General features: G+C 68.4%; 19 protein-coding genes. 9 read left to right on the top strand and 10 right to left on the bottom strand.

Features of this window, described 5'->3' with window-relative positions; translation table 11 throughout:
• Positions 1 to 76 precede the first annotated feature (76 nt).
• Entirely contained in the window at positions 77 to 958 is an 882-nt protein-coding gene (locus V5G24_RS23455; RefSeq protein ID WP_394015468.1) for a 3-hydroxybutyryl-CoA dehydrogenase, read from the top strand.
• A 131-nt stretch (positions 959 to 1,089) separates the two neighbouring features.
• Positions 1,090 to 2,313: a serine hydrolase gene (locus V5G24_RS23450; RefSeq protein ID WP_394084154.1), complete on the top strand. Its 1,224-nt coding sequence runs from the start codon at positions 1,090 to 1,092 to the stop codon at positions 2,311 to 2,313.
• Positions 2,314 to 2,375: 62 nt separating this feature from the next.
• Here the strand turns inward: V5G24_RS23450 and tlpA are convergent, their stop codons facing one another.
• Positions 2,376 to 3,149 (bottom strand): thiol:disulfide interchange protein TlpA, encoded by a 774-nt coding sequence (gene tlpA / locus V5G24_RS23445; protein ID WP_394084152.1) that lies wholly within the window; start codon positions 3,147 to 3,149, stop codon positions 2,376 to 2,378.
• A 15-nt stretch (positions 3,150 to 3,164) separates the two neighbouring features.
• Here tlpA and argH point away from each other — a divergent pair, with 15 nt between their 5' ends.
• The 5 genes from argH (at position 3,165) to V5G24_RS23420 (ending at position 7,782) form a co-directional block, all read left to right on the top strand.
• Positions 3,165 to 4,562, top strand: a complete 1,398-nt coding sequence (gene argH / locus V5G24_RS23440; protein ID WP_394084151.1) for an argininosuccinate lyase — start codon at positions 3,165 to 3,167, stop codon at positions 4,560 to 4,562.
• Between the two features lie 97 nt (positions 4,563 to 4,659).
• Positions 4,660 to 5,331 carry a 5,6-dimethylbenzimidazole synthase gene (gene bluB, locus V5G24_RS23435; protein ID WP_394084149.1) on the top strand — a complete coding sequence of 224 codons (672 nt, stop codon included), beginning with the start codon at positions 4,660 to 4,662 and terminating at the stop codon, positions 5,329 to 5,331.
• Positions 5,332 to 5,567: 236 nt separating this feature from the next.
• Positions 5,568 to 5,969 (top strand): LPS translocon maturation chaperone LptM, encoded by a 402-nt coding sequence (gene lptM / locus V5G24_RS23430; protein ID WP_394084147.1) that lies wholly within the window; start codon positions 5,568 to 5,570, stop codon positions 5,967 to 5,969.
• 16 nt (positions 5,970 to 5,985) lie between these two features.
• The gene (lysA, locus tag V5G24_RS23425) at positions 5,986 to 7,254 is read left to right on the top strand and encodes a diaminopimelate decarboxylase (RefSeq protein ID WP_394084145.1); all 1,269 of its coding nucleotides are present in this window, start codon (positions 5,986 to 5,988) and stop codon (positions 7,252 to 7,254) included.
• A gap of 63 nt (positions 7,255 to 7,317) precedes the next feature.
• Positions 7,318 to 7,782 carry a hypothetical protein gene (locus V5G24_RS23420; protein WP_394084143.1) on the top strand — a complete coding sequence of 155 codons (465 nt, stop codon included), beginning with the start codon at positions 7,318 to 7,320 and terminating at the stop codon, positions 7,780 to 7,782.
• 5 nt (positions 7,783 to 7,787) lie between these two features.
• Here the strand turns inward: V5G24_RS23420 and V5G24_RS23415 are convergent, their stop codons facing one another.
• The 4 genes from V5G24_RS23415 to V5G24_RS23400 all read right to left on the bottom strand — a co-directional run bounded on the left by V5G24_RS23415 (position 7,788) and on the right by V5G24_RS23400 (position 13,364).
• Positions 7,788 to 10,457 carry a bifunctional acetate--CoA ligase family protein/GNAT family N-acetyltransferase gene (locus tag V5G24_RS23415; RefSeq protein ID WP_394084141.1) on the bottom strand — a complete coding sequence of 890 codons (2,670 nt, stop codon included), beginning with the start codon at positions 10,455 to 10,457 and terminating at the stop codon, positions 7,788 to 7,790.
• 157 nt (positions 10,458 to 10,614) lie between these two features.
• Positions 10,615 to 11,010 (bottom strand): response regulator transcription factor, encoded by a 396-nt coding sequence (locus tag V5G24_RS23410; RefSeq protein WP_394084139.1) that lies wholly within the window; start codon positions 11,008 to 11,010, stop codon positions 10,615 to 10,617.
• Positions 11,011 to 11,176: 166 nt separating this feature from the next.
• Positions 11,177 to 11,830, bottom strand: a complete 654-nt coding sequence (fixJ, locus tag V5G24_RS23405) for a response regulator FixJ (RefSeq protein ID WP_394084137.1) — start codon at positions 11,828 to 11,830, stop codon at positions 11,177 to 11,179.
• Positions 11,823 to 13,364 (bottom strand): PAS domain-containing sensor histidine kinase, encoded by a 1,542-nt coding sequence (locus V5G24_RS23400; RefSeq protein ID WP_394084135.1) that lies wholly within the window; start codon positions 13,362 to 13,364, stop codon positions 11,823 to 11,825. The genes fixJ and V5G24_RS23400 overlap by 8 nt, the downstream gene beginning before the upstream one ends.
• Positions 13,365 to 13,561: 197 nt before the next feature.
• Here V5G24_RS23400 and V5G24_RS23395 point away from each other — a divergent pair, with 197 nt between their 5' ends.
• Positions 13,562 to 14,263 carry a helix-turn-helix domain-containing protein gene (locus V5G24_RS23395; protein ID WP_394084133.1) on the top strand — a complete coding sequence of 234 codons (702 nt, stop codon included), beginning with the start codon at positions 13,562 to 13,564 and terminating at the stop codon, positions 14,261 to 14,263.
• Between the two features lie 537 nt (positions 14,264 to 14,800).
• Here the strand turns inward: V5G24_RS23395 and hemN are convergent.
• From hemN to htpX, 5 genes are all read right to left on the bottom strand, one after another.
• A complete protein-coding gene (gene hemN / locus V5G24_RS23390) occupies positions 14,801 to 16,180 on the bottom strand; it encodes an oxygen-independent coproporphyrinogen III oxidase (RefSeq protein WP_394084131.1) in 1,380 nt (459 codons plus the stop codon).
• A 167-nt stretch (positions 16,181 to 16,347) separates the two neighbouring features.
• On the bottom strand, positions 16,348 to 17,937 hold the full coding sequence (gene purH / locus V5G24_RS23385) for a bifunctional phosphoribosylaminoimidazolecarboxamide formyltransferase/IMP cyclohydrolase (RefSeq protein ID WP_394084129.1): 1,590 nt from the start codon (positions 17,935 to 17,937) through the stop codon (positions 16,348 to 16,350).
• A 54-nt stretch (positions 17,938 to 17,991) separates the two neighbouring features.
• Entirely contained in the window at positions 17,992 to 19,743 is a 1,752-nt protein-coding gene (locus V5G24_RS23380; protein ID WP_394084127.1) for a heparinase II/III family protein, read from the bottom strand.
• Positions 19,744 to 19,752: 9 nt separating this feature from the next.
• Positions 19,753 to 21,132 (bottom strand): 16S rRNA (cytosine(967)-C(5))-methyltransferase RsmB, encoded by a 1,380-nt coding sequence (gene rsmB / locus V5G24_RS23375; protein ID WP_394084125.1) that lies wholly within the window; start codon positions 21,130 to 21,132, stop codon positions 19,753 to 19,755.
• Between the two features lie 105 nt (positions 21,133 to 21,237).
• Entirely contained in the window at positions 21,238 to 22,209 is a 972-nt protein-coding gene (gene htpX, locus V5G24_RS23370; protein ID WP_394084123.1) for a zinc metalloprotease HtpX, read from the bottom strand.
• 281 nt (positions 22,210 to 22,490) lie between these two features.
• Here htpX and V5G24_RS23365 point away from each other — a divergent pair, with 281 nt between their 5' ends.
• Complete coding sequence (locus V5G24_RS23365; protein ID WP_394084121.1) at positions 22,491 to 23,051, top strand: NifU family protein; 561 nt, start codon at positions 22,491 to 22,493, stop codon at positions 23,049 to 23,051.
• Positions 23,052 to 23,145: the final 94 nt, after the last annotated feature.

The raw sequence follows: 23,145 nt of genomic DNA, 5'->3' as shown, positions 1-23,145 counted from the left end.
CATGCGGCGCCGGTCCACCCGGCTCGGCGCCGACCGGGGCCATCTCGGCCCCCAATATCGGAAAGACGAGAGCACCATGCCGCTCGAGATCAAGAAGGTCGGGATCATCGGCGCCGGCCAGATGGGCAACGGCATCGCCCATGTCTGCGCGCTCGCGGGCTATGACGTGGCGCTGAGCGATGCCGATCCGGACCGCATCCGCTCCGGCCTTGCCACGATCAACGGCAATATGGCCAAGCAGGTCTCCAAGGGCACCGTGACCGAGCAGGCCCGCCAGGACGCGCTTCAGCGCATCGTCGGCGCGCCGACCATGGACGGGCTCGCCGAGTGCGACCTCGTGATCGAATCGGCCACCGAGCGCGAGGATGTGAAGCGCAAGATCCTCGCCGATCTCTGCCCGGTGCTGCGGCCGGACGCACTGATCTCGTCCAACACCTCGTCCATCTCCATCACCCGCCTCGCCGCCTCCACTGATCGGCCGGAGCGCTTCATCGGCATTCATTTCATGAATCCGGTGCCGCTGATGGAGCTGGTGGAGCTGGTGCGCGGCATCGCCACCGACGACGACACCTTCGAGAGCGCCAAGCAGTTCGTGACCCGGCTGCACAAGACCTATGCGGTAGCGGAGGATTTCCCCGCCTTCATCGTCAACCGCATCCTGCTGCCCATGATCAACGAAGCCATCTACACGCTCTATGAGGGCGTGGGCTCCGTGGACGCCATCGACCGGGCCATGAAGCTCGGCGCCAATCATCCCATGGGCCCGTTGCAGCTGGCGGATTTCATCGGCCTCGACACCTGCCTCGCCATCATGCAGGTGCTGCACGAGGGGCTTGCCGACAGCAAGTACCGTCCGTGCCCGCTGCTGGTGAAGTACGTCGAGGCCGGCTGGCTCGGCCGCAAGACCCAGCGCGGCTTCTACGATTATCGTGGCGAGAAGCCGGTTCCCACCCGCTGAGGCCGACCCCCGCGGCACTGCCGCTGGGGCACCAGATCGCCGCTGTTCCCGATTGCGTGTACAGTCGCCGCCGTCCCTGATCTCGCCGCAAACCGGGCCTTGCCTGGGCGCGAAGGTCGGGGGAGCGGCGAATGCTGACACGGCGCGCGATGGTCCTGGGCGGGCTGGCGATGGGCGGGCTCACATCGCCCCTCGGAAGGCGCGGCGCCCGCGCGCAGCCGGTCGGCGACCCTTCCTTAGCTGCCCCTTCCCTCGCGACGTCAGCCCTTTCGAGCGGCACGGACCCGTTCCAGGCCCTGATCGATGCGGAATGCGCCCGGGCGCGGGCGATGCGCGCGGCGCGGCTTGCCCTGGTGCTGGGGGTGGTGGGGCCGGACGGCAAAGGCCGCCTGCTGTTCGCGGGCGGCACGGACCTGACCAACCCCCTTGGCGCGCCGCTCGCCCTCGACGCGAAGACCCCGTTCGAGATCGGCTCGATCTCGAAGGTCTTCACCTCCAGCGTGCACTTCAAACGGCATGGCCCGTTCGAAGGCACGCTCGGCACCTGGCTCGGGGGCAGCGCGCGCCTTTCCGCGCCGCTGGAGGGGCTGCGCCTCGTCAATCTCGCCACCTATCGTCCCGGCCTGCCGCGGGACAACCAAGGCGGCGCCTATCCGCCGCGCACCATGGCCGGCTTCCAGACCCTGTTCGACTTCCTCTCCACCTATAATCCGCCCATGGAACAGGGCGCCTGCTATGCCTATTCGAACCTCGGCTGGGCGCTGCTCGCCATGGCCGGAACGGGGATCGCGGGCGCCGATGCGGACGGCTTCGCCGAGCGCTACGACCGCCGCCTCGGGGATTATTGCGCGAGCTTCGGCGCCGGCGACACCGGCTGGTTCCGGCCCGGCATGAAAGCCCGTTTGCCGCTCGGCTATACCAAGCAATGGCAGGCCCTGCCGCGCGACGCGTCCTATCGGCCGACCCATGCGCTGGCGGTGGGCGCCGGCGGCATCGTCAGCACCGGGGCGGACATGCTGGCCTATCTGCGGCTCAACATGGGCTTGGCGAAAGGCGGACTTTCGGACCCGGCGCTGGCCTATCAGCAAGGTGCCGATGTGTTCGCGCCCGCCTGCGCCGGGGGACGCGCGCCGCACACCGCCTATGGCTGGTTCCGCGCCGAAGTGGAAGCGCCGCGCGGGCGCGTCACGGTGCTCAACAAGAACGGCGGGGTGGCGGGCTTCACCTCCTGGATGGGCTTTTCCGCTTGGCAGGGCAGCGGCAAGCCCTCGGGCGAAGGGGTGTTCGTGCTGTGCAACGGCCCGTCCGCGACGTTGGTCGGCACGCGGGCGATGAAGCTGCTGCTGGGGGTTTGAGGCGCCAGCTGCCGAGGGAGGGAGAGGCGAGCGCGCCACATGCGAGGGCGGTGCCGAAAACCTCAGCCTTGCCCGCCGCCGAGCGCGCTCTTGATGAGGTGCTGGGCATCCTCGCTCGCCCATTCGGCGGGGCCGGCGAGATAGCCGAGCTCGCAGCCTTGGTCGTCCACCAGCAAGGTGGTGGGCAGGCCGAAGCCGCGCCCCACCGCGCGCAGGGCCTGGAAGGTCTTGGTGCCGCTATCGGCGTAGAAGGCGAGGCTGGAGATGCCGATCTCCTTCAGGAACGCCTTCGGTTTTTCCGCGTCGCGGGTATCGAGATTGATCGCCACCACCTGGAAATTCGCCCCGCCAAGGGTCTGCTCCAGCCGGTCGAGGGCCGGCATTTCCTTTCGGCAGGGCACGCACCAGGTGGCCCACAGATTGACCAGCAGCGTCTTGCCCTTGAAATCCGCCAGCGTCTTCGGCGTGCCGGTGCCGTCGGCGAAGGAGAGCGGCGGCAGGCGGCGCGGCTCGGTGGCGAGCGTGAACGCGGCGATTTCGCCCTTGGCGAGCGGCGCCAGGCGCTTCGCCGCCTCCACCGCCGGCGCGCAGGCGGGATCGCGGGCCGAACTGCCGCTCTCGGGCGCCGCGGCGACTTGTGAATTCGTCGGCGATGAAGCGGCCGTGAGCGTGGGTGCATTGCCGGGAAGGGCATTCATCCCGTATAGGGCGAGCGCGCCGGCCACGGCGCCAGCAAGTGCCGCTCCTGCCACCACAGCCAGCATGCGCCCTTTGCCGCCACGGGCGGGTTCGGCGCGGTGTTCCGGGGGGGCGGGCGGCAAGGTCGGCTCGGTCATCAGCGGAGATCCGTCATGAGCAACAAGATGTGGGGCGGGCGATTCTCCACGGGCCCCGATGCGATCATGGAGGAGATCAACGCCTCCATCGGCTTCGACCAGCGTCTTTTCGCCCAGGATATCGCCGGTTCCAAGGCCCATGCGGCCATGCTGGCGACGCAGGGCATCGTCGCGGGCGAGGATGTCGAGAAGATCCAGGACGGTCTAGACACGATCCTGTCAGAGATCGAGGCCGGCAAATTCACTTTCCGGCGCGACCTTGAAGACATCCATATGAATGTCGAGCAGCGCCTCGCCGACATGATCGGCCCGAGCGCGGGGCGCCTGCACACCGCGCGCTCGCGCAACGATCAGGTGGCCACCGACTTCCGCCTCTATGTGCGCGACACGGTGGATGCGCTCGACGCCCAGATGGCGGACCTGCAACTGGCGCTGTCGGAAAAGGCGCTGGCCCATGCCGCCACCGTCATGCCCGGCTTCACCCATCTGCAGACCGCCCAGCCGGTCACCTACGGCCATCATCTGATGGCCTATGTGGAGATGCTGGCGCGCGATCGCAGCCGGCTGCGTGATGCCCGTGCGCGGCTCAACGAATGCCCGCTCGGCTCGGCGGCGCTGGCCGGCACGTCCTTCCCCATCGACCGGGACATGACCGCCAAGGCGCTCGGCTTCGACCGGCCGACCGCGAATTCGCTGGACGCCGTGTCGGATCGCGATTTCGTGCTGGAGACGCTCTCCGCTGCCGCCATCTGCGCCGTGCATCTCTCGCGCTTCGCGGAAGAGGTGGTGATCTGGACCTCGCCCGCCTTTTCGCTGATCAAGCTGTCGGATAAATTCACCACCGGCTCCTCCATCATGCCGCAGAAGCGCAATCCGGATGCTGCCGAGCTGGTGCGCGCCAAGGCGGGCCGCATCATCGGCGCGCTCACCGGCCTGCTGGTGGTGATGAAGGGCCTGCCGCTCGCTTATGCCAAGGACATGCAGGAAGACAAGGAAGGCGCCTTCGACGCGTTTTCCGCCCTGTCCCTGGTGATCGCCGCCACCGCCGGCATGGTGCGCGACATCAAGCCCGACACGGCGCGCATGAAGAGCGCCGCCGGGCAGGGCTATTCCACCGCCACCGATCTCGCCGATTGGCTGGTGCGCGCGGCCGGAATGCCGTTCCGCGAGGCGCACCATGTCACGGGGCGCATCGTCGCGCTGGCGTCCGATCGCGGCATCGGCCTGCACCGGCTGTCGCTGGAGGACATGCGCAGCGTGGATGAGCGCATCACGCAGGATGTCTTCAGCGTATTGTCCGTCACCCGTTCTGTGCAGAGCCGCGTATCCTATGGCGGCACCGCGCCGAGCCGGGTGCGCGCCCAGGCCAAGCGCTGGCTGAAGCGCCTCCAGGTGGAGGCCGCCAAGGCCTGAGGCGCAGAAGGCCTTAGGCGCACAAGGCCCGAGGCGACGGACAAGAGGATCGCACCGCCGCAAACGGCGGGCGATTGCGGCAGGGAGGGAGGCACCCATGGTCGCGCACGAAGGGACCAACGGCGGCGCGGACCCCGCGCCGTGTTTCGATGCCGCGTTCCGCGCGCGGCTGCGCGATCTGCTCGCCTGGCGGCGGGACGTGCGGCACTTCCGCACCGATCCGCTGCCCGACGGCACAATGGCGCGGCTGCTGCAAATGGCCTGCCTGTCCCCCTCCGTGGGCTTGAGCGAGCCCTGGCGCTTCGTGCTGGTGGACGATCCGGCCCGCCGCGCGGCGGTGCGCGCCTGTTTCGAAAGCTGCAATGCCGCCGCTTTGGCCAGCCAGTCGGCGGACAAGAGCGCCGCTTATGCCCGCCTGAAGCTGGCCGGGCTCGATGACGCGCCGGTGCATTTCGCTGTGTTCGCCGATCGCGAGACCGCCCAGGGCCACGGGCTCGGCCGGCTCACCATGCCGGAAACGCTGGATTATTCGGCGGTCATGGCGGTGCAGACCCTCTGGCTTGCGGCGCGGGCGGAGGGCATCGGCCTCGGCTGGGTGTCGATCCTGCCGCCGGAGCAGATGGCGGGGATTATGGACGTGCCGGCGCACTGGCGCTTCATCGGCTATTTCTGCCTCGGCTATCCGCGTGTGGAAAGCGCCGTGCCGGAGCTGGAAACCCGCCAGTGGGAGCACCGCCACCCGCCGGAAGGCTTTGTGCTGCAGCGCTGAGGGGTGCGTGTCGTGCTTTTCTCCGCTTGGCCGCGCCTGAGCGGTTAAGCCCCCTCTCCCGCGTGCGGGGGAGGGTTGGGGAGGGGGAAGGGCTCGGAGGGGATGCGCCACCAACGTCGCACTCGGGCGCGACAGCGGCGCTGCGGTGCGGTAGAGAGAAGCGCCGCCGTGCGCGGGGCTCGCCTTTGGCGTATCCCTCGCTATAGTGGCGTCGAAATTTTCTGGATGGCCTCGCCGTGTCGCATCGCTTGCCTGTCTCCCTGGCTTTCCTGTTTGCCTTGGCGCTCGCCGGCTGCGGCGTGAAGGGTCCGCTGGAGCCGCCCGGCACCAAGCCGCCCACCCCGCCCGGTCAGAAGGCCGCCGCCGCGACCACCGGCCCCGCCGCAGGCCCGGCCACCGCCGCCAACGGCCCGGCCGCGCCGGCCGCGCCCCAAGGGTCCGCCGACAATACCGGCGCCCTGGTGACCACCGACGACATCATGTCCACCAATTCCGCCCAGCCGGGCAACGCCGATGCGCGCGCGGCGTCCGGCAATGCCTATATCTCGCCGAACACGCCCGGCGATTCGGTCTCCCGTCCGGTGACGCAGACCCCCAATATCGCCAAACGTCCCTTCATCCTGGACGGGCTGCTCTGACGCGCCCGGAGCCGCCATGCATCATTTCGATTATCGCGACGGTCGCCTCCATGGCGAGGACGTCGACCTCACCGCGCTCGCCCACAGCGTAGGCACGCCTTTCTATTGCTATTCCACCGCGACGCTGGAGCGGCACTATCGCGTGTTCACGCAGGCCTTCGAAGGCCGCGACATGCTGCTGTGCTATGCGCTGAAGGCCAATTCCAACCAGGCGGTGATTTCCACGCTCGCCCGCCTCGGCGCGGGGGCGGATATCGTTTCCGGCGGGGAATTGAAGCGCGCGCTCGCCGCCGGCGTCCCGGCGGAGCGGATCGTGTTTTCCGGCGTCGGCAAGACCCGCCAGGAAATGGCCGATGCGCTCGATGCCGGCATCAAATGCTTCAATGTGGAGAGCGAGCCGGAGCTGGAGCAGCTCTCGCAGGTCGCCACCGCGCGCGGTGTCATCGCCCCGGTGTCGCTGCGGGTGAATCCCGACGTGGACGCGAAAACCCACGCCAAGATCTCCACCGGCAAGTCGGAAAACAAGTTCGGCATCCCCATCTCCACCGCCCGCGCGGTGTATGAGGAGGCCGCGCGCCTGCCGGGTATCCGCATCGCCGGTGTCGACATGCATATCGGCAGCCAGATCACCGACATGGCGCCGTTCGAGAATGCGATTTTGCTGCTGGCGGAACTGGCGCGCGACCTGATGGCCGCCGGCCACGCGCTGCGCCATCTCGATCTTGGCGGCGGGCTCGGCGTGCCTTATGCGGCGAGCGATCCCGTGCCGCCGGCGCCGGATGCCTACGCGGCGGCGGTGAACCGCGCGCTGGGCGGCCTCAATCTGCCGCTGGTCTTTGAGATGGGCCGCATGATCGTGGCCAATGCCGGCATCCTCGTGACCCGCGTGCTTTATGTGAAGCACGGCGAGGGCAAGACCTTCGTGATCGTGGACGCGGCCATGAACGATCTCATCCGCCCCACCCTGTACGACGCCCATCACGACATCCTCCCCGTGGTTCAGGCGGCCGAGGGTGCGCCCACGCTGCTGGCCGACGTGGTGGGGCCGGTGTGCGAGACCGGGGATTATCTCGCCCTCAATCGCGCTTTGCCACAGCTGAAGGCCGGCGACCTGCTGGCGGTGATGACCGCCGGCGCCTATGGCGCGGTGCAGGCGGGCACCTACAACACCCGTCCGCTCATTCCCGAAGTGCTGGTGCGCGGGGCCGAGCATGCGGTGGTGCGGCCGCGCGTTTCGGCGGAAGCGCTGATCGCGCTGGATCGCCAGCCGCACTGGTTTGCCTGAGCCTGCGGGAAAAGCGGAACAGGCTGGTGTGCACGGTGTTGCTCCTGACGAAGGGAGACGCTCATGCACCCGCCGAAATTTCACGATGATCCCCGCCCGAGACCAGATGAGCCGCCGCGCGACCTTCAGCGCGACCTGCAGCATGACTTGCCGCGTGACCGGGCGGCGGATCACCGCCAGGATGCGGGTTCCATCCCGCCGCCGGCACCACCCGCGCGGGCCGGGCTTGCGCTGACGCCGAGCGAGGAACGGGCGCTGCGCTCCTTCACCACCGATCCCTCCTTTGGGCCCGCCGCCGTGCCGCTGGGCACCGACGACGAGGCGGCTGGCGTGACGCCCACCACGACCCGTCCCTATCCGCCGGTGCTCACGCCCGCGGGGCGGGATGCGGGCGACCCGCTCACGCCCTTCCTGAGCGCGGAAGACCCGCGCGCGGGCTCGCGCCTGCATCCCAGCTGGACCATGTGGAGCCTGATCGTTCTGGCCATGGCGGTGGGCGCGGCGGTGCTGACCGCCATGGCGGTCTGAGCGCCCTACGGCTTCAGCTCCAGCTCGACCCGCATCACGGTATAATCCTCGCCGGTCTTGGCGATGAAGCCGAGATCCTGCGCCATGTGCATCATGGGCTGGTTCTCCCGCAGCACGTCGCCATAGATCATCTTCAGGCCGCGCTGGCGGCCATAGGCGATGATCTCGTTCATGAGCCGGTAGCCGAGCCCTTTGCCCTTCATGTCCGAGCGCACCATGATGGCGTATTCGGCGGTCTCATTGTCCGGATCGGCGATGATGCGCACCACGCCGAGGAACGCGCCGGCCGTGTCCACCGCCACCAGCGCCATTTCCCGGTCGTAGTCGATCTGCGACAGGCGGGCGGCGAGCAGATGGGGAAAATCCTTCAGCGAGCCGAGGAACCGCATGCGCACGTCGCGCGGGTCCGAGCGGCGCACGATGTCGACGATTCCCGGCTCGTCCTCGGGCCGGATCGGCCGCAGCTCCAGTGCCTGGCCATCGGGAAGCGTGATCTCGCGCACGAGCCCGGTGGGGAAGGGCTTGATCGCGAAGCGCTCCGTGCCCGCCCCCTCGGTGGGATGCACCACGATGCGGGCATCGAGCGCGATTACGCCGTGCTCGTCCGCCAGCAGGGGATTGATGTCCAGTTCGGCGATCTGCGGCAGGTCGCCGAGCAGGTCGGAAATCTTCACCAAGGTCGCGGCCACCGCGTCGAGATCCACCGGCGGATGGTCGCGATAGCCGGCGAGCAGCTTGGAAATCCGCGTGCGGCCGATCATCTCCAGCGCCAGCACGCCGTTGAGCGGCGGCAGGGCGACCGCGCGGTCGGCGATCACCTCCACCGCTAGCCCGCCCTGGCCGAACAGAACCACCGGGCCGAAGGTGGGATCATTGGCGATGCCGGCGATCAGCTCCTGGGCATTGGGCCGGCGGATCATGGGCTGGACCGTGAAGCCTTCCACCCGCGCGCCGGGCATGCGCGCCTCCAGCGTCGCGAGCATGTCGCGCGCCGCCTCTTCCACCGCCTTCGGCCCGTGCAGGTCGAGGCGCACGCCGCCCACATCCGATTTGTGGAGCACGTCGTGGGACAGGATCTTCAGCACCAGCACCCCGCCCATTTCGGCGGCGATGCGCCCGGCCTCGGCGGGATCGTGCGCGATGCGGGTCTCGACGATGGGGATGTCATAGGCCGCGAGCACCGCCTTGGCCTCGAACTCGCTCAGGGTGGAACGCCCCTCGGCGATGGCGGCGCGGATCACCTCCGCCGCCTTGGCGCGGTCCGGCTCGTCGAACGAGCGCGCCGGAGGAGTCTCCATCAGCAGGGTCTGGTTGCGCTGGTAGGAGACCAGATGTGCGAACGCGCGCACCGCCTCGTCCGGGGTCTCATAGGTCGGCACGCGCTGGGCGGTGAAGCGCCGGCGGGCATCGGCGACCGCGCTTTCGCCCATCCAGCAGGTCAATACCGGCGCGCGCGGACGCAAAGCGAGCGCGGCGATCACCGCATCCGCCGCCTGGCCGCTGTCGGAGACGGCATTGGGGCTGTTGAGGACCAAAGTCGCGTCGGTGCCCTCGTTCTCCATCAGGATGGCGAGCGCGTCGGCATAGCGCTTGCCGTCGGCGTCGGCGCCGATGTTCACCGGATTGGCGTGGGACCAGGCGCGCGGCAGCGCGGCGTCGAGCTTCGCCAGGGTCTTGGGATCGAGCGTGCCCAATTGGCCCGGCATGTCCTCCAGCGTGTCGGTGGCGATGATGCCGGCCCCGGCGCTGTTGGTGAGCACGCCCACCCGCTCGCCCTTGAGGCGGATGCCGGACGAGAGGGTGGAGACCGCCTCGAACAATTCGCGCAATTCGTGCACGCGCAGCATGCCGGCGCGGCGGAACGCGGCGTCATAGACCATGTCCGAGCCGGCGAGCGCCCCGGTGTGGGAGAGCGCCGCCTGTGCCCCTGCCGCGCTGCGCCCGGCCTTGATGACGATCACCGGCTTGGAGCGCGCGGCGATGCGCCCCGCCGACATGAATTTGCGGGCGTCGGTGAGGCATTCCACATAGAGCAGGATGGCGCGGGTGGAATTGTCGAGCGCGAGATAATCCAGCAGGTCGCCGAAATCCACGTCCGCCTTCTCGCCCAGCGAGATCACATGGGAAAAGCCGAGCCCGCGCGCATGGGCCCAGTCCAGCACCGCGGTGGCCATGGCGCCAGACTGGCTGACGAAGGCGATATGGCCGCGCGCCGGCATCAGGTGCGCGAAGCTGGCATTGATGCGCGGGCCGGTGGAAATGAAGCCGAGGCTGTTCGGTCCGATGAGGCGCAGCAGATGCGGCTTGGCGGCATCCAGCACCTGCTGGCGCAACGCGGCATCATAGATTCCGTCGGCCACGTCATAGCCGGCGGTGGCGATGATGGCGGCGCGGCAGCCCTTGGCGCCGAGCTCGGCCACCGCCTGGGGCACCTTGCTCGGCGGCGCGACGATCACCGCGAGGTCGACCGGGATCGGCAGCGCCTCGATGGTGGGATAATTGAGCGAGGAGCGGATCGCCCGTTCGCCCGCCTTCACCGTGAGGATCGGCCCGTTGAAGCCGGCCTCGAACAGATTGCGGGCGATCACCGTGCCGATCGAGCCGGCCCGGCTGCTGGCGCCCACCAGCGCGATGGCGGAAGGCGTGAACAAGGCGTCGAGATTGCGCATCGTCATGGGCGGGACCTTTGGCAGGAACTCGGACAGAGCGATGGAGCTTCGCGCTGATCATGACGCATTCCCGCGACGGCCGGGAGACGGGCGTGCGGGTTTTGGAGTTTGCGGCTCCAAGCGGCAAGCGGTGTGGCAAGGAGCGTGGCGTTGCGAAGCGGCGTCAGGAGCCGCGTGCGAGGGTGTCGCGCACCGCATCGCTCAAGGCGTTGCTCAGCAGCGGTTTTTCGATGATCGCGACGCCGGCGGAAGAGGCCCGGCGGCGGACGTTTTCGGCGGGGTTGCTGGTGATGAGAATGGCGGGAAGGGAGACGTGGCGGGCTTTCAATTGGCCGAGCAGTTCCAGGCCGTCCTGGCCTGGAAGGTAATAATCAACCACGATACAGCCGCGCGACGGCAGATCGGCGGCGAGAATCTCCTCGGGCAAAGCGAAAGTCCGCACGTCGAAGCCTTCCAGCTCCAGGGCGAATTTCAGCGAACTGCGGATCGCCGGATCGTCATCCACCAGCAGAACCACATTGCCGGGCATGTCCCGCATGTCCTGGTTGTCCCCGGCCATCAACACCGCCATACGCCTCTTGCATGAGACTCCCGCCTTCTTGCGAGACACTCCATCCGCCGCTGCGACGGACCCGTCTCGCATTCTCAGCTGGAGAAGTATTTAGATATGGCGGCGCACCGGCCTTGAGATAGATCAAGGCCGGCCTGAGGATCCCGCAGCGGCGTCAGTCCACCGGGCCGCCGACCCCGGCGATCAGTGCCATGCGCACCAGTTCGGAGAGGCTGGCCGCCTTCATCTTGGTCATCACATTGGCGCGGTAAACCTCGACTGTGCGCGGGCTGATGCCGAGATCCTGGGCGATCACCTTGTTGGCATGGCCCACCAGCAGCAGTTCCAGAACCTGATGCTCGCGCTGGGAGAGGGCGGCGATGCGCTCCTCCACGTCGCTGCGCACCGCATCCTGGTGGTGATGCAGGGCGGCTTGGGTGAGGCAGGTGTGCACCGCGGCGAGCAGGGCATCGTCGTCGAACGGCTTTTCCAGGAATTCGGCGGCGCCGAGCTTCATCGCCTCCACCGCCAGCGGCACGTCGCCATGGCCGGTGACGACGATGACCGGGATCTTCGAGCCGCGCGTGTTGAGATATTGCAGCAGCTCGACCCCGCTCAGGCCGGGCATGCGCACGTCGGTGATGATGCATCCGGCGCTCGCGGGAACGCCGCCGTCGATGAAGGCGCCGGCGGAGGGGTGCGCCTGCACCTTGAAGCCGGCGCATTCCAGCAGGAAGCACAGGGAATCGCGCACCGCGTCGTCATCGTCGATGATATGGATCGGCAAGGCGTCCTTGGGAAAGGTGTCCTGGGGAAAGGTCTCAGGCATTGCCCACGGCCTCCTCTTGCACGGCGCGCAGGGTGAATCGGAAAATGCTGCCGCCCTCGGGGTTCGGTTCGGCCCAGATGCGGCCGCCGTGCGATTCGATGATGGTGCGGGAGATGGAAAGGCCCACCCCCATGCCATGCTGCTTGGTGGTGATGAAGGGCATGAACAATTGGTCGGCGACCTCCTTGGAGATGCCGTGGCCGGTGTCGGACACGGAAACCGCGACCATGTCGTCCTCCTCCGGGCTGGTCTGCACCACCAGGAAGCGCCGTGGCGCCTCCATCATCGCTTCCATGCCGTTGCGGATCAGATTGAGCAAGACCTGCTGCACCTGCACCTTGTCCGCGAGCACGAGGTCGCACGCGGGATCGAATCTGAAGCGCACTTCGATGCCATATTCCTTGGCCCCCACCAGGGCGAGGGCGCTCGCTTCCTCCACCAACTTGGAGAGGCTTTCTACCCGCCGCTCGCTTTCCCCGCGCGAGACGAAATCGCGCAGGCGGCGAATGATATGGCCGGCCCGCAGCGCCTGTTCGGCGGCCTTGTCGAGCGCGCCCTGCAATTGCGGCGCGTTGCGCGATTCGTCCTGTTCCAGCAGGCGGCGGCAGCCCTTGATGTAATTGGCGATGGCGGAGAGCGGCTGGTTGAGTTCGTGGGCGAGGGTGGAGGCCATCTCGCCCATGGCGGTGAGGCGTGAGATGTGGACCAGCTCGGCCTGCAATTCCTGAAGCCGCGCCTCGGTGGCCTGGCGCTCGGTGAGGTCGCGGATGAAGCCGGTGAAGAACCGGCCGGACCCCGAGCGCATCTCGCCCACCGACAATTCCATGGGGAAGGTGGAGCCGTTCTTGCGCAGCCCCGCGACCACGCGGCCGATGCCGATGATGCGCCGTTCCCCGGTGGTGAGATAGCGCTCCAGATAGGCGTCATGCGTGCTCTTGTGGGGATTGGGCATGAGGATGGAGACGTTGCGGCCGATGGCGTCCGAGGCGGTGTAGCCGAACAGGCGCTCGGCGGCGCTGGAGAAGGATTGCATGATGCCGCGCGCGTCGATCACGATCATGGCGTCGGGCACGGTATCGAGGATGGACGAGAGGTGCGCCTCGCGCGCCAGCAGCGCTCGGTCGCGCGCGGCGGAATCGAGCTTGGTGCGGCGCAGCCGCTCCCCCAGCACGCTCGTGGAAAGTCCAAGGACCAGAAACAGCAGCGCCGCCGGGAGCGTGGGGGGGGCGTTGTCGGCGCCGGTCCAGGCCAAGGCGGATTGCGCGCCGAGCGCGATCGCCACCGCCGGCAGGCAGGCGGCAAGGCCGCGCCCGCTGACCAGCACCACCGCGCAGCCACAGGCGAGCAGGGCCGCAGGGCCGAAGGCGGGCCAGCCGAGCAGGTCGCCCGCCACCACCGCGATCATGACCGCGAACGCGCCGGCGAACAGGCTGGTGAGCGCCTCGCCGGTGAAGCTCGCCATCTGTCCGCCGCCGGCCGGGAGCGGCGCCACCGCCGCAGGGGCGGCGGGCTTGGTCTCGTTCTGGCTGGTCATCCCGCCTGTCCGTACCCCATTGCGCAGGCGCGGCGGGCGCGACGCGCCTGCCGGCTACCGCCGCCGCTTACATACACTTTGGCCCACTCCGCGCCTCCGGGAAATCCCTTAAGGCGCCCTACTTAAGGGTTCGATCCGAATTTATTGATCAAGAGCAAAGACCTAATCCTCTAATCGAACCTTTGGAGGCCTGTTCGATGCCCGCCACCGCCGCCGCTATCGTCGCGAACCGCGCCTTTCCCGCCCCCTTGCCCGCCGCCATCCGGGAGGAAGAAGACGTGCTCAACCCCGCCGCCGCCGTGGCGCGCATGGGAACCGTCGTCAGTTTCACCCGCAATGCCGAGATTTTCGGCGAGGATGAACCGGCCGATCATGTCTTCGTGGTGCTCTCGGGCGTCGTGCGCATCTGCAAGCTGCTCGGTGACGGGCGCCGGCAGATCGAGACCTTCTGCCTGAAGGGCGATGCCTTCGGCTGGGAAACCGCCGAGCGCACCCGCTTTTCCGCCGAGGCGGTCAGCGAATGCCGCCTGGCCCGCGTGAAGCGGTCGCTGCTGTTCAGCCGGGCCACCGACGACAGCGTGCTCGCCCGCGCCATCTGGAACCTCACCTTCACCGAATTGCACCGCGCGCAGGACCATCTTCTGCTGCTGGGCCGCAAGACCGCGCAGGAGCGGGTCGCCACCTTCCTGCTGGACCTTGCCCGCCGCTCCAGCCCGGTCGATCTGAGCGAAGTGCATTTGCCCATGTCGCGCCAGGATATCGCCGATTATCTCGGCCTCACCATCGAGACCGTCTCGCGCACCCTGACCCAGCTCGAGGGCTCCGCGGCGATCGCTTTGCCGTCCTCGCGCTGCATTGTGCTGCGCGACCGCAACGCGTTGCGTCGTCTCGACAGCTGAGACCAGCGGCTTTCGTCGCGCGGGCTTTCCGCGCGGGGGCGCGTCGAAGGCGCCGCCAAGTGCGTGGCCAAGTGTGCGGCCCGTTTCACGGTCAGTTTCACTGTCTTGTCCCGCCGCCTTGCGGCCGGGCTGTCGTGAAGGAAGCATCCCTTTCTTCCCCAGGCGCGTCCCGGCAATCTGTGCCGCCTCAGGCGCCCGGGCCTCGCCGGCCGTGTTCCCGCAGCGCCGACCGGATGGCCGGGATACGCACGGGGACGAAGGCACATCCCTAGGAAGACGCATCCCAAAATAGCGCAGGCGGGTCCTCCCGCTGCCGTGGTGCTGATCGACATTGGTGATCCGGCGCGATTGCAGCAGAGCCTCGTCATGCACGGGCTTGTCCCGTGCATCCACGTGGACCCGTTGGTGCCAGCCTTTCAAGACCGGTGCGGGCGGCCCGGCGTGGATGACCGGGCACACGCCCCGCCATGATGAACGAAGGGCGTGCACCTGCTTTCCGGCGCACCCACACCCCTTAAGGCCAAGCAGCCCTCGCCCTCACACCGCCGCCGCGTGCCGGCGCGGGGCCGGGGCCGAGTCAGAGGCCGCGCCCGATTGCGGGGCGAGATAGGCGTCGAACACCGCGCATACGGTGCGGGTGAAGGCGCGCGCGGTTTCCGGCACGCGCACCGATGCTCCCTCCCGCACCGCCAGTCCGTCCGCGATCAGGGGCGCGAGGGCGCCAAGCTCCTGGGCGAACACCCCGGCATCGGTGCCGTGGGCGGCGCAGACGGCATCAAGATCGACCGAAAGATCGCACATCAGCCGCTCGATCACCGCCCGCCGCAGCCGGTCGTCGGCGGTCAGGGCGCGTCCGCGCGCGATCGGCAATTCGCCCCGCGCCACCGCCTGGTGCCAGTGCGGGGTCGCGGGCAGGTTCTGCACATAGCCCTGGGGCAAAGCGCCGATGGCGGACGGGCCGAAGCCCAGCAGGATCGGGGCATCGTCGGTGGTATAGCCCTGGAAATTGCGCTTCAGCGTTCCGGCCTCGGCGCGCTCCGCCATGGCATCGCCAGGACGGGCGAAATGATCCAGGCCGATGGATACATAGCCGGCTTCATTTAGCAGGCGGGAAATAGTTTCCGCCTGTTCGAGCCGGGCGGCGGGGCCGGGCAGGGTGGCTTCGGAGATCAGCGCCTGGTGCTTTTTCATCCACGGCACATGGGCATAGCCGAACACCGCGATTCGGCTCGGCTCCAGCGCCAGCGCGTCGTTCAGCGTGCGCGTCACCGAGGCCGTGGTCTGGTGGGGCAGGCCGTAGATCAGGTCGAGATTGATGGCGCCGATGCCGGCCTTGCGCAGGGCATCGGCGACGGCGGCGGTTTCGGCGAAACTTTGCCGGCGACCGATCGCCTCCTGCACCTTGGGGTCGAAATCCTGCACGCCGAGGCTGGCCCGGTTGATGCCGGCTGAGGCCAGCGTATCCACCTTGGCCTGGTCCATGACGCGGGGATCGATCTCGATCGCGATCTCGGCATCGGGACGGACCGCGAAGCGCGTGCGCAGCAGCGCCATGAGGCGCAGGAAATCGGGATTGCCCAGCATGGTCGGCGTGCCGCCGCCCCAATGCAGGTGCCCCACCTCCAGCCGGCCGGGCAGGCGCGCGGTCACAAGCGCGATCTCCTCCTCCAGCCGCGCCGCATAGGCCACCAGCGGCGTTATCCCGCGCGCCACCGTGGTGTGGCAGCCGCAGTAAAAACACAGCTCGGCGCAGAATGGCACATGCAGGTAGAGCGAGGCCGTCGCGTCCGGCGGCACCGCCGCCAGCCACCCGGCATAGGTCGCGGCATCGACCTCCGCGCCGAAATGGGGGGCCGTGGGGTAGGAGGTATAGCGCGGCACCGGGCGGCCGGCGCGCGCGAGCAGATCTGCATTCATGATGCGCGGATCATCGGCGAAACGCCGGCAAATCGCATTGATTCACCGCAAGGCACGCCCGCGCGGCGCCGTTCCGAAGACGCCGCGGCGAACATTTGCCGAAATGCGCGGACATCGCCCCGAACAGACCGGAGAAGGCGCGGAGGAGCCCTCCTCCGCGCGGTTCGTCAGTGCTTGAAGTGGCGCACGCCGGTGAACACCATGGCGAGGCCGGCGGCGTCAGCGGCGGCGATCACCTCCGCATCCCGCATCGATCCGCCCGGCTGAATGACCGCCGTCGCGCCCGCTTCGACCGCCGCTAACAGCCCGTCCGCAAAGGGGAAAAAGGCGTCGGAGGCGACCACGGAGCCCTTGGTGAGCGGCACCGTCAGCCCGGCCGCCTCGGCGGCGTCCTGGGCCTTGCGGGCGGCGATGCGGGCCGAATCCACCCGACTCATCTGCCCCGCGCCGATGCCCACCGTCGCGAGGTCCTTGGCATAGATAATCGTGTTTGATTTCACATGCTTAGCCACCCGGAAGGCGAACCGCATGTCGGTCAGTTCGGCCTCCGTCGGCTCCCGGCGGGTGACCACCTTGAGGTCCAGATCGTCGATCGAGGCATTGTCCCGGCTCTGCACCAGCAGCCCCCCCGCGACGGTGCGGACATTGAGGCCGGGGCTGCGCGGATCGGGCAGGCCACCGGTCAGCAGCAGGCGCAGATTCTTCTTTGCGGCTATGAGGTTAATCGCTTCCTCGGTGGCGTCGGGAGCGACGATCACCTCGGTGAAAATCTCCACCATCGCCCGCGCCGCCTCGGCATCGAGGGTCCGGTTGACGGCGATGATGCCGCCGAATGCCGACACCGGATCGCAGGCCAGCGCCTTGGCATAGGCCTGCGCCAGCGAGCTTCCTTCTGCGACGCCGCAGGGATTGGCATGCTTGACGATCACCACCGCCGCCGTGCGGGCCGGGTGGAATTCCGCGACGCATTCGAAGGCCGCGTCCGTGTCGTTAATATTGTTGAACGACAATTGCTTACCCTGAACCTGCCGGGCGGTGGCGACGCCCGCGCGCTGCTCGGAGGTGGCGTAGAAGGCCGCCGTCTGGTGCGGGTTTTCGCCATAGCGCAGGGCCTCGATCAGCTTGCCGCCGACCGCGCGATAGGTCGGCGCCTCGGTCTTCACCTCAACCGCGAACCAGTTGGAAATGGCCGCATCATAAGCGGCGGTGCGGGCATAGGCGGTCTGCGCCAGCTTGCGCCGCAGGGCGAGGGTGGTGCCGCCATGCAGTTCGATTTCCGCCAGCACGGCGGAATAGTCGGAAACATCCACCACCACCGCCACGTCATTGTGGTTCTTAGCCGCGCCGCGGATCAAAGCGGGGCCGCCAATGTCAATGTTTTCAATTGTTTCATCGAAGTCCGCGCCGCGTGCGACCGTGGCTTCGAAGGGGTAGAGATTGACCACCACCAGATCGATGGGGGGAATGCCATGCTCGGCCATGGAGGCCTGGTGGCCAGGATCGGTGCGGATCGCCAGGATGCCGCCATGGACGCGGGGATGCAGGGTCTTCACCCGGCCGTCCATCATTTCCGGATAGCCGGTCAGCTCGGCCACATCCACCACGGCAAGGCCGGCCTCGGCCAGGGCCTTGGCGGTGCCGCCGGTGGAGACCAATTGCACGCCGGTCTTCACTAGGGCGGTGGCGAAGGGGATCAGGCCCGCTTTGTCGGACACCGAGATCAGGGCACGGGTGACGGGGCGCACGTCGGCGGGCATGGGGCAACTCCGGATCTGAATTGCGCTCGCCCTATCACGGAGAGGCGGTGCTCGTCACCGGGTCCGGGCGGAAGAGCTGCCCCCCACGGGAAGCGGGGGCTGGCGCTCGCGGGTGCGCACCAGGGTCCAGAGCACCCGCCCGGTTTCGGCCAGCGAACCGGAAATCACCAGTTGCACCGTGCGGCGCGGGCCGTCCGGGGCCGCGAGATAAATGCTCTCTTCCAGCAGAACGCTTTGATTGGGTGCGAGAAAGGCCCAGGCTTCGCCACCGGGCAGGGCCAGCAGTACGGTGCTCGGATCGGCGAGCCGCTCCACCGTCACGCTCGGATGCAGGTGAAAGCGGATGGCGAAGGCGGTGGCGGGCAAGGTGGCCGGCGCCCCCTCCGCCGGCTTGAACAGGTCCTCGCCATCGAGCCGCGCGCCTTCGCTCGCGAGGCGGAACGAGCGCTGGTGGACGACGCCGAAGCTCGTGGCATAGCCATCGTGGCTCGCCCGCAGCATCAGGGAATCGTCCCTCTTTCCCCGTTGCACCGGCACCGCATTGGGGCCGGAGACGATGGGGAAGCCAACCAGCTTGCCCAGCCATTTCCATTGCAGGAAACGGGCGGACGAGGTGTCGCCGATCACCGCCGTGCAATGGGCGGCGGTGGCGCGCGCCACTTGCCACCACATCTCGCGGTTCATCGCCGTCATCCCGCAATTGACGAAGATGCGGTTGCGCCCGCTGGAGAATTCAAACGCAAGGCAGCTTGCGTGCGCCTCCCAGCCGGCGGCCAGCGGCGGGGCGACACCGGTGTCGGCGATCAGCACGCTGCCCTTGGCGTCGAGCCGCTGGAAGCCGGAATGGGGCGCATTGGCCACCGGCGCGCCGCGCGCGTCATCATAGGCGAGGATGGTCGCGAGCTGATCGGCGGCGGTGTGCCCCATGCCGTGGAAATGGGCGAACGCGCCGTCTCCGTGCCGAAAGAAGCGCAGCATGGGCATCATACGATCGATGGCGTTCATCAGCGCCTGCGGCGCCGGCTGGTTGCGCGCGGCAAAGGCGTGGCGCAGGGGCAGAAGATCCAGCAGCAAAGCGATCAGGCTGTCGGGATTGCGGGTGATGATGCCGCCGTCCGGCAGGATCTGCCGGTCCAGCTCTTCTTCCAGGCGGCGCTGGGAGACCTTGAGCAGCCGGCTCTGGTCGGACATGCACAGGCCCGCGAACACCAAAGCGATGGTGGAGATGAGGCGGGGATAGCCGTCCGGCGCGGCGATCGCGCTGCGCCGCAGGTGGCGCACCTGCCGGGCGAGGCTGCGCATGAAGCGGCGGTAGAATTCGTGGTCTGCGTCCTGGAGGATGAACGGCGCCTGGGTGAGCCAGGAGATGATGCGGCGGGCCGTCACCTCCGGCTCGGCGGCGATGGCGCGGGCTTCGCCGGGATTGCGGATCCAATCGCCCACGATGGCGCGGGCATTGGCGCGGGCGATGGTGGTGCTCGCCGCCCGCAAATGGCGCAGCCAGCCGAAGCCGTGCAGCGTCTGCGCCCATTCGTGGGAAGGCGGCTCCAGCTCGAACGGGGTGCGCCCGTCCAGCAGGGCGATCTTGCCGGCGAAGGCGAATCGCCCGGCATAAATCTCGCTGGCGCGGGTGGCATCCCCGGTGCGCAGGTCCTGCGGGGCGATCAGCAGGCGCTCGGGCACCGGAATGCTCACCCGGCCGAGCGATAACGGCAGGCCGGGCAGGTGCGCGAGAAGCAAGCGCCAGCCCTGCCCCGCGACGAAGGCCGCGAGGCGCATGCGTTCTGCCAGGGCTCCGCGGGTCATGCCTGGTGACTACCCCCGACGGCGCGTGCCGCCTTTCACTATCCGTGCGGCAAAGAAGCCGTCGAGGCCGGACCGCTCCGGCTCTCCCCGCACCCAATCACTGGGCACAGTGCGCAAATCACCTTGAGGAGTGATGAACGGCGCGAGCTCCGGCGCATCTTCTGCCCTCAGGGGCGCTCTTTCGGCCTCCGGGCGTGCGGCCAGCAGGCGCGCGATCTGGGCTTCGCCCTCCTCCGGCTCCAGCGAGCAGGTGGAATAGACCAGCACGCCGCCGGGCTTGAGCAGGTCGAGCGCGTGGTCCAGCAGCCGGCCCTGAAGCTCGGCTAGGCCGGCGATGTCGCCGGGCCGCTTGTTCCAGGCGATGTCGGGGTGACGGCGCAAGGTGCCGGTGGCGGTGCAGGGGGCATCGAGCAGGATCGCGTCATAGGGGCCGCCGGAAAAATCCGCCGCATCCGCCTCCACCACTTCGGCCGAGAGCTTGAGGCGGGCAAGATTCTCCGAGAGGCGCACCAGGCGCTGGCCGGAGCGGTCGAGCGCGGTGACGCGGGCCCCCGCAGCGGCAAGCTGGGCGGTCTTGCCGCCGGGCGCCGCGCACAGATCCAGCACGTTCAGGCCACTCACATCGCCGAGCAGGCGGGCGGGCAGGGCGGCGGCGGCATCTTGCACCCACCATTCGCCGTCCTCATAGCCGGGCAGGGCCCGCACCGGGCCGGCATGGAGAATGCGCACGGTGCCGGTGGGCAGCACCTCGCCCCCCAGCTTCAGCGCCCAGCCTTCGGGATCGGATTTCACCGTGAGATCAAGGGCCGGCTCGTGCGCATGCACGGCGCAGATCGCGGCCGCGCGTTCAGCGCCATAGGTCTTCGTCCAGCGCTGGCGCAGCCAGTCGGGCGTGTCGGCGGCGAGCGCATCGATTGCGGCGAGGCGCTCGGCGCCCTCGCGGGTCAGGCGGCGCAGGACCGCATTGATGAGGCCCGCGAAGCCAGAGGTGGTGCCGTCGCCGCGCGCGATTTCCACCGAAAGCCCGACCGCCGCATGGTCTGGCACGTCCATGAACAGGATCTGCGCGGCGCCAACGAGCAGCACGGTTTCGACCTTGGGCGCGGATTTCGGAAAGCCACGGTCCAGCATGGGGCCGACCACCGCGCGCAAGGTGCCGAGGCGGCGCAGGGCGGTGGCCACGATGCGGAAGGCGAGCGCCCGGTCGCGTGGTTCGAGGCCGGCGGCATTGTCGAGCGCATCTTCCAGCGCGGTGCCTCCGCGCAGCACGCGGTCCAGGGCATCGGCTGCGACCAGGCGGGCGCGCAGGCCGGCGGCTTCCGGCGGGCGCCGCTCGGGCGAGCGGGGGGCGGTTCGGGCGGCGGATCTCGGGCGGGACGGGGTTTTCATTGCGCGCACCTAGAGCCATGCGGGGCGCTTGGCAACCTCGCCACGGGTTTCCGTACCTGTCGCACCCTCAATTCCACCTGAACCGTGTGCTTTCGCCTATCCCCATCAGCCCCAGGGCCCGCGGCGCTGCGGGCCGCCGGTGCCGCCCCAGGGGCCGCGCGGCGCTTGGCCTTGGGGCACGTGGCCGTGGGGCGTCGCTGCGGCGGGCGCGCTCGCGAAACCGCGCGCGCCCATCTCTTGCGCCAGCTGGCGCAGCGCGGCGATGCGGTTCTCGGTGGCCGGGTGGGTGGAGAACAAATTATCCATCCGCTCACCCGACAAGGGATTGATGATGAACATATGGGCGGTGGCGGGATGGCCCTCGGCCTCATAATTCGGGATCCGGTGCGCGGCGCCGGAGATTTTCGCGAGCGCGGCGGCAAGCGCCATGGGATGGCCGCAGATTTCCGCGCCGGTCCGGTCCGCCACATATTCGCGCGAACGCGAGATCGCCATCTGCACCACCATGGCGGCGATGGGGGCGAGGATCGCCATGAGGATGGTACCGACCATGCCGAACGGCGAATTGTTCTCGCGATTTCCGCCGCCGAAGAACAGGCCGAAATTCGCCAGCATGGAGATGGCGCCGGCGAAGGTGGCGGTGATCGTCATGGTCAGCGTGTCGTGATGCTTCACGTGCGCCAGCTCGTGCGCCATCACGCCGGCGACCTCCTCGCGGGTCAGCATCTGCAGCAGACCGGTGGTGGCGGCGACCGCGGCATTCTGCGGATTGCGGCCCGTGGCGAAGGCGTTCGGCTGGGGATTGTCCATGATATAGACCTTGGGCATGGGCAATTGCGCCCGCGCCGCAAGCTCGCGCACCATGGACACCAGTTCCGGCGCGGTGCGATCGTCCACTTCCCGCGCGCCATACATGCGCAGGACCATCTTGTCTGAATTCCAATAGCTGAACACGTTCATGGCGGCGGCCACCAGGAATGCGATGAACATGCCGCTGGTGCCCCCGAGGGCGAAGCCGACGGCCATGAACAGAGCGGTCAGGCCCGCCAGCAGGATCGCCGTCTTCAGATAATTCATTCTCTCCTCCACGCGGCGGCCGCGCCGCCCGATATCCTGTCATAGGATGGGAATGCGGCCCATGTCCCGCAAGGTCAGCCGGAAGGTGCAGAACAAAAGGGCATAGGGCGCGGGTCAGCGATTCGCCCCCGCTTCGTTCCCGGCGCGTTCGCCCGTCGGGTCCGTCCGTTCGTGTCGGCGTGCCGATTTGGCACGGCCCTTTCAGTTTGCGGCCCGGCACCTTATCTTAAGAACTATATATGCGGCGCAGGCCGCCACCCTTTCGCGCAAGGATGCGAACCATGTTCATCCAGACGGAGCCGACGCCGAATCCGGCGACGCTGAAGTTCCTGCCGGGCCGCGACGTGCTCGGCGAGGGCACGCTCGACCTGAAGACCTCCGAGGAGGCCGGCCGTTCCCCGCTCGCCCAGCGCCTGTTCGACGTGGACGGCGTGGGCGGCGTGTTCCTCGGCTCGGATTTCATCACCGTGACCAAGACCGGCGGGGACTGGGCGCATCTGAAGCCCGCGATCCTCGGCGCCATCATGGAGCATTTCATGTCCGGCGTGCCGGTGCTGGCCGATGGCGCGGCGGCGGATGGCGATGATGCCGACGAATTCTTCGCCGAAGCCGATACCGAAACGGTCGCCACCATCAAGGAGCTGATCGAGACGCGGGTGCGCCCGGCGGTGGCCAATGACGGCGGCGACATCACCTTCCGCGGCTTCAAGGAAGGCGTCGTATTCCTGAACATGAAGGGCTCGTGCTCGGGCTGCCCGTCGTCCACCGCCACGCTGAAGAACGGCATCGAAAACCTGCTGCGGCACTTCGTGCCCGAGGTGGTCGAGGTGCGTCCGGTCTGAGCTATGCCCCGCTGATTTGCGGTGCGGACCGGGGATTTAGCACTATCCCCTTCCGTTAGATGCGGTTTCGATGGATTGTGGGCGCGGGATTCGG

It is taken from the genome of Roseixanthobacter finlandensis, from assembly GCF_043195105.2.
GTDB lineage: Bacteria > Pseudomonadota > Alphaproteobacteria > Rhizobiales > Xanthobacteraceae > NCEH01.
Note: the sequence above shows the minus strand (reverse complement) of the source record. Positions and strands in the feature narration are given on the sequence as shown.

Coding starts and splice junctions, on each gene's coding strand:
- tlpA (WP_394084152.1), bottom strand. CDS start 3,149: ATGACCGAGCCGACCTTGCCGCCCGCCCCCCCGGAACACCGCGCCGAA.
- V5G24_RS23395 (WP_394084133.1), top strand. CDS start 13,562: ATGCCCGCCACCGCCGCCGCTATCGTCGCGAACCGCGCCTTTCCCGCC.
- hemN (WP_394084131.1), bottom strand. CDS start 16,180: ATGAATGCAGATCTGCTCGCGCGCGCCGGCCGCCCGGTGCCGCGCTAT.
- V5G24_RS23420 (WP_394084143.1), top strand. CDS start 7,318: ATGCACCCGCCGAAATTTCACGATGATCCCCGCCCGAGACCAGATGAG.
- rsmB (WP_394084125.1), bottom strand. CDS start 21,132: ATGAAAACCCCGTCCCGCCCGAGATCCGCCGCCCGAACCGCCCCCCGC.
- argH (WP_394084151.1), top strand. CDS start 3,165: ATGAGCAACAAGATGTGGGGCGGGCGATTCTCCACGGGCCCCGATGCG.
- lysA (WP_394084145.1), top strand. CDS start 5,986: ATGCATCATTTCGATTATCGCGACGGTCGCCTCCATGGCGAGGACGTC.
- V5G24_RS23450 (WP_394084154.1), top strand. CDS start 1,090: ATGCTGACACGGCGCGCGATGGTCCTGGGCGGGCTGGCGATGGGCGGG.
- fixJ (WP_394084137.1), bottom strand. CDS start 11,830: ATGCCTGAGACCTTTCCCCAGGACACCTTTCCCAAGGACGCCTTGCCG.
- purH (WP_394084129.1), bottom strand. CDS start 17,937: ATGCCCGCCGACGTGCGCCCCGTCACCCGTGCCCTGATCTCGGTGTCC.
- V5G24_RS23415 (WP_394084141.1), bottom strand. CDS start 10,457: ATGACGATGCGCAATCTCGACGCCTTGTTCACGCCTTCCGCCATCGCG.
- V5G24_RS23410 (WP_394084139.1), bottom strand. CDS start 11,010: ATGGCCGGGGACAACCAGGACATGCGGGACATGCCCGGCAATGTGGTT.
- htpX (WP_394084123.1), bottom strand. CDS start 22,209: ATGAATTATCTGAAGACGGCGATCCTGCTGGCGGGCCTGACCGCTCTG.
- V5G24_RS23455 (WP_394015468.1), top strand. CDS start 77: ATGCCGCTCGAGATCAAGAAGGTCGGGATCATCGGCGCCGGCCAGATG.
- bluB (WP_394084149.1), top strand. CDS start 4,660: ATGGTCGCGCACGAAGGGACCAACGGCGGCGCGGACCCCGCGCCGTGT.
- V5G24_RS23365 (WP_394084121.1), top strand. CDS start 22,491: ATGTTCATCCAGACGGAGCCGACGCCGAATCCGGCGACGCTGAAGTTC.
- V5G24_RS23380 (WP_394084127.1), bottom strand. CDS start 19,743: ATGACCCGCGGAGCCCTGGCAGAACGCATGCGCCTCGCGGCCTTCGTC.
- V5G24_RS23400 (WP_394084135.1), bottom strand. CDS start 13,364: ATGACCAGCCAGAACGAGACCAAGCCCGCCGCCCCTGCGGCGGTGGCG.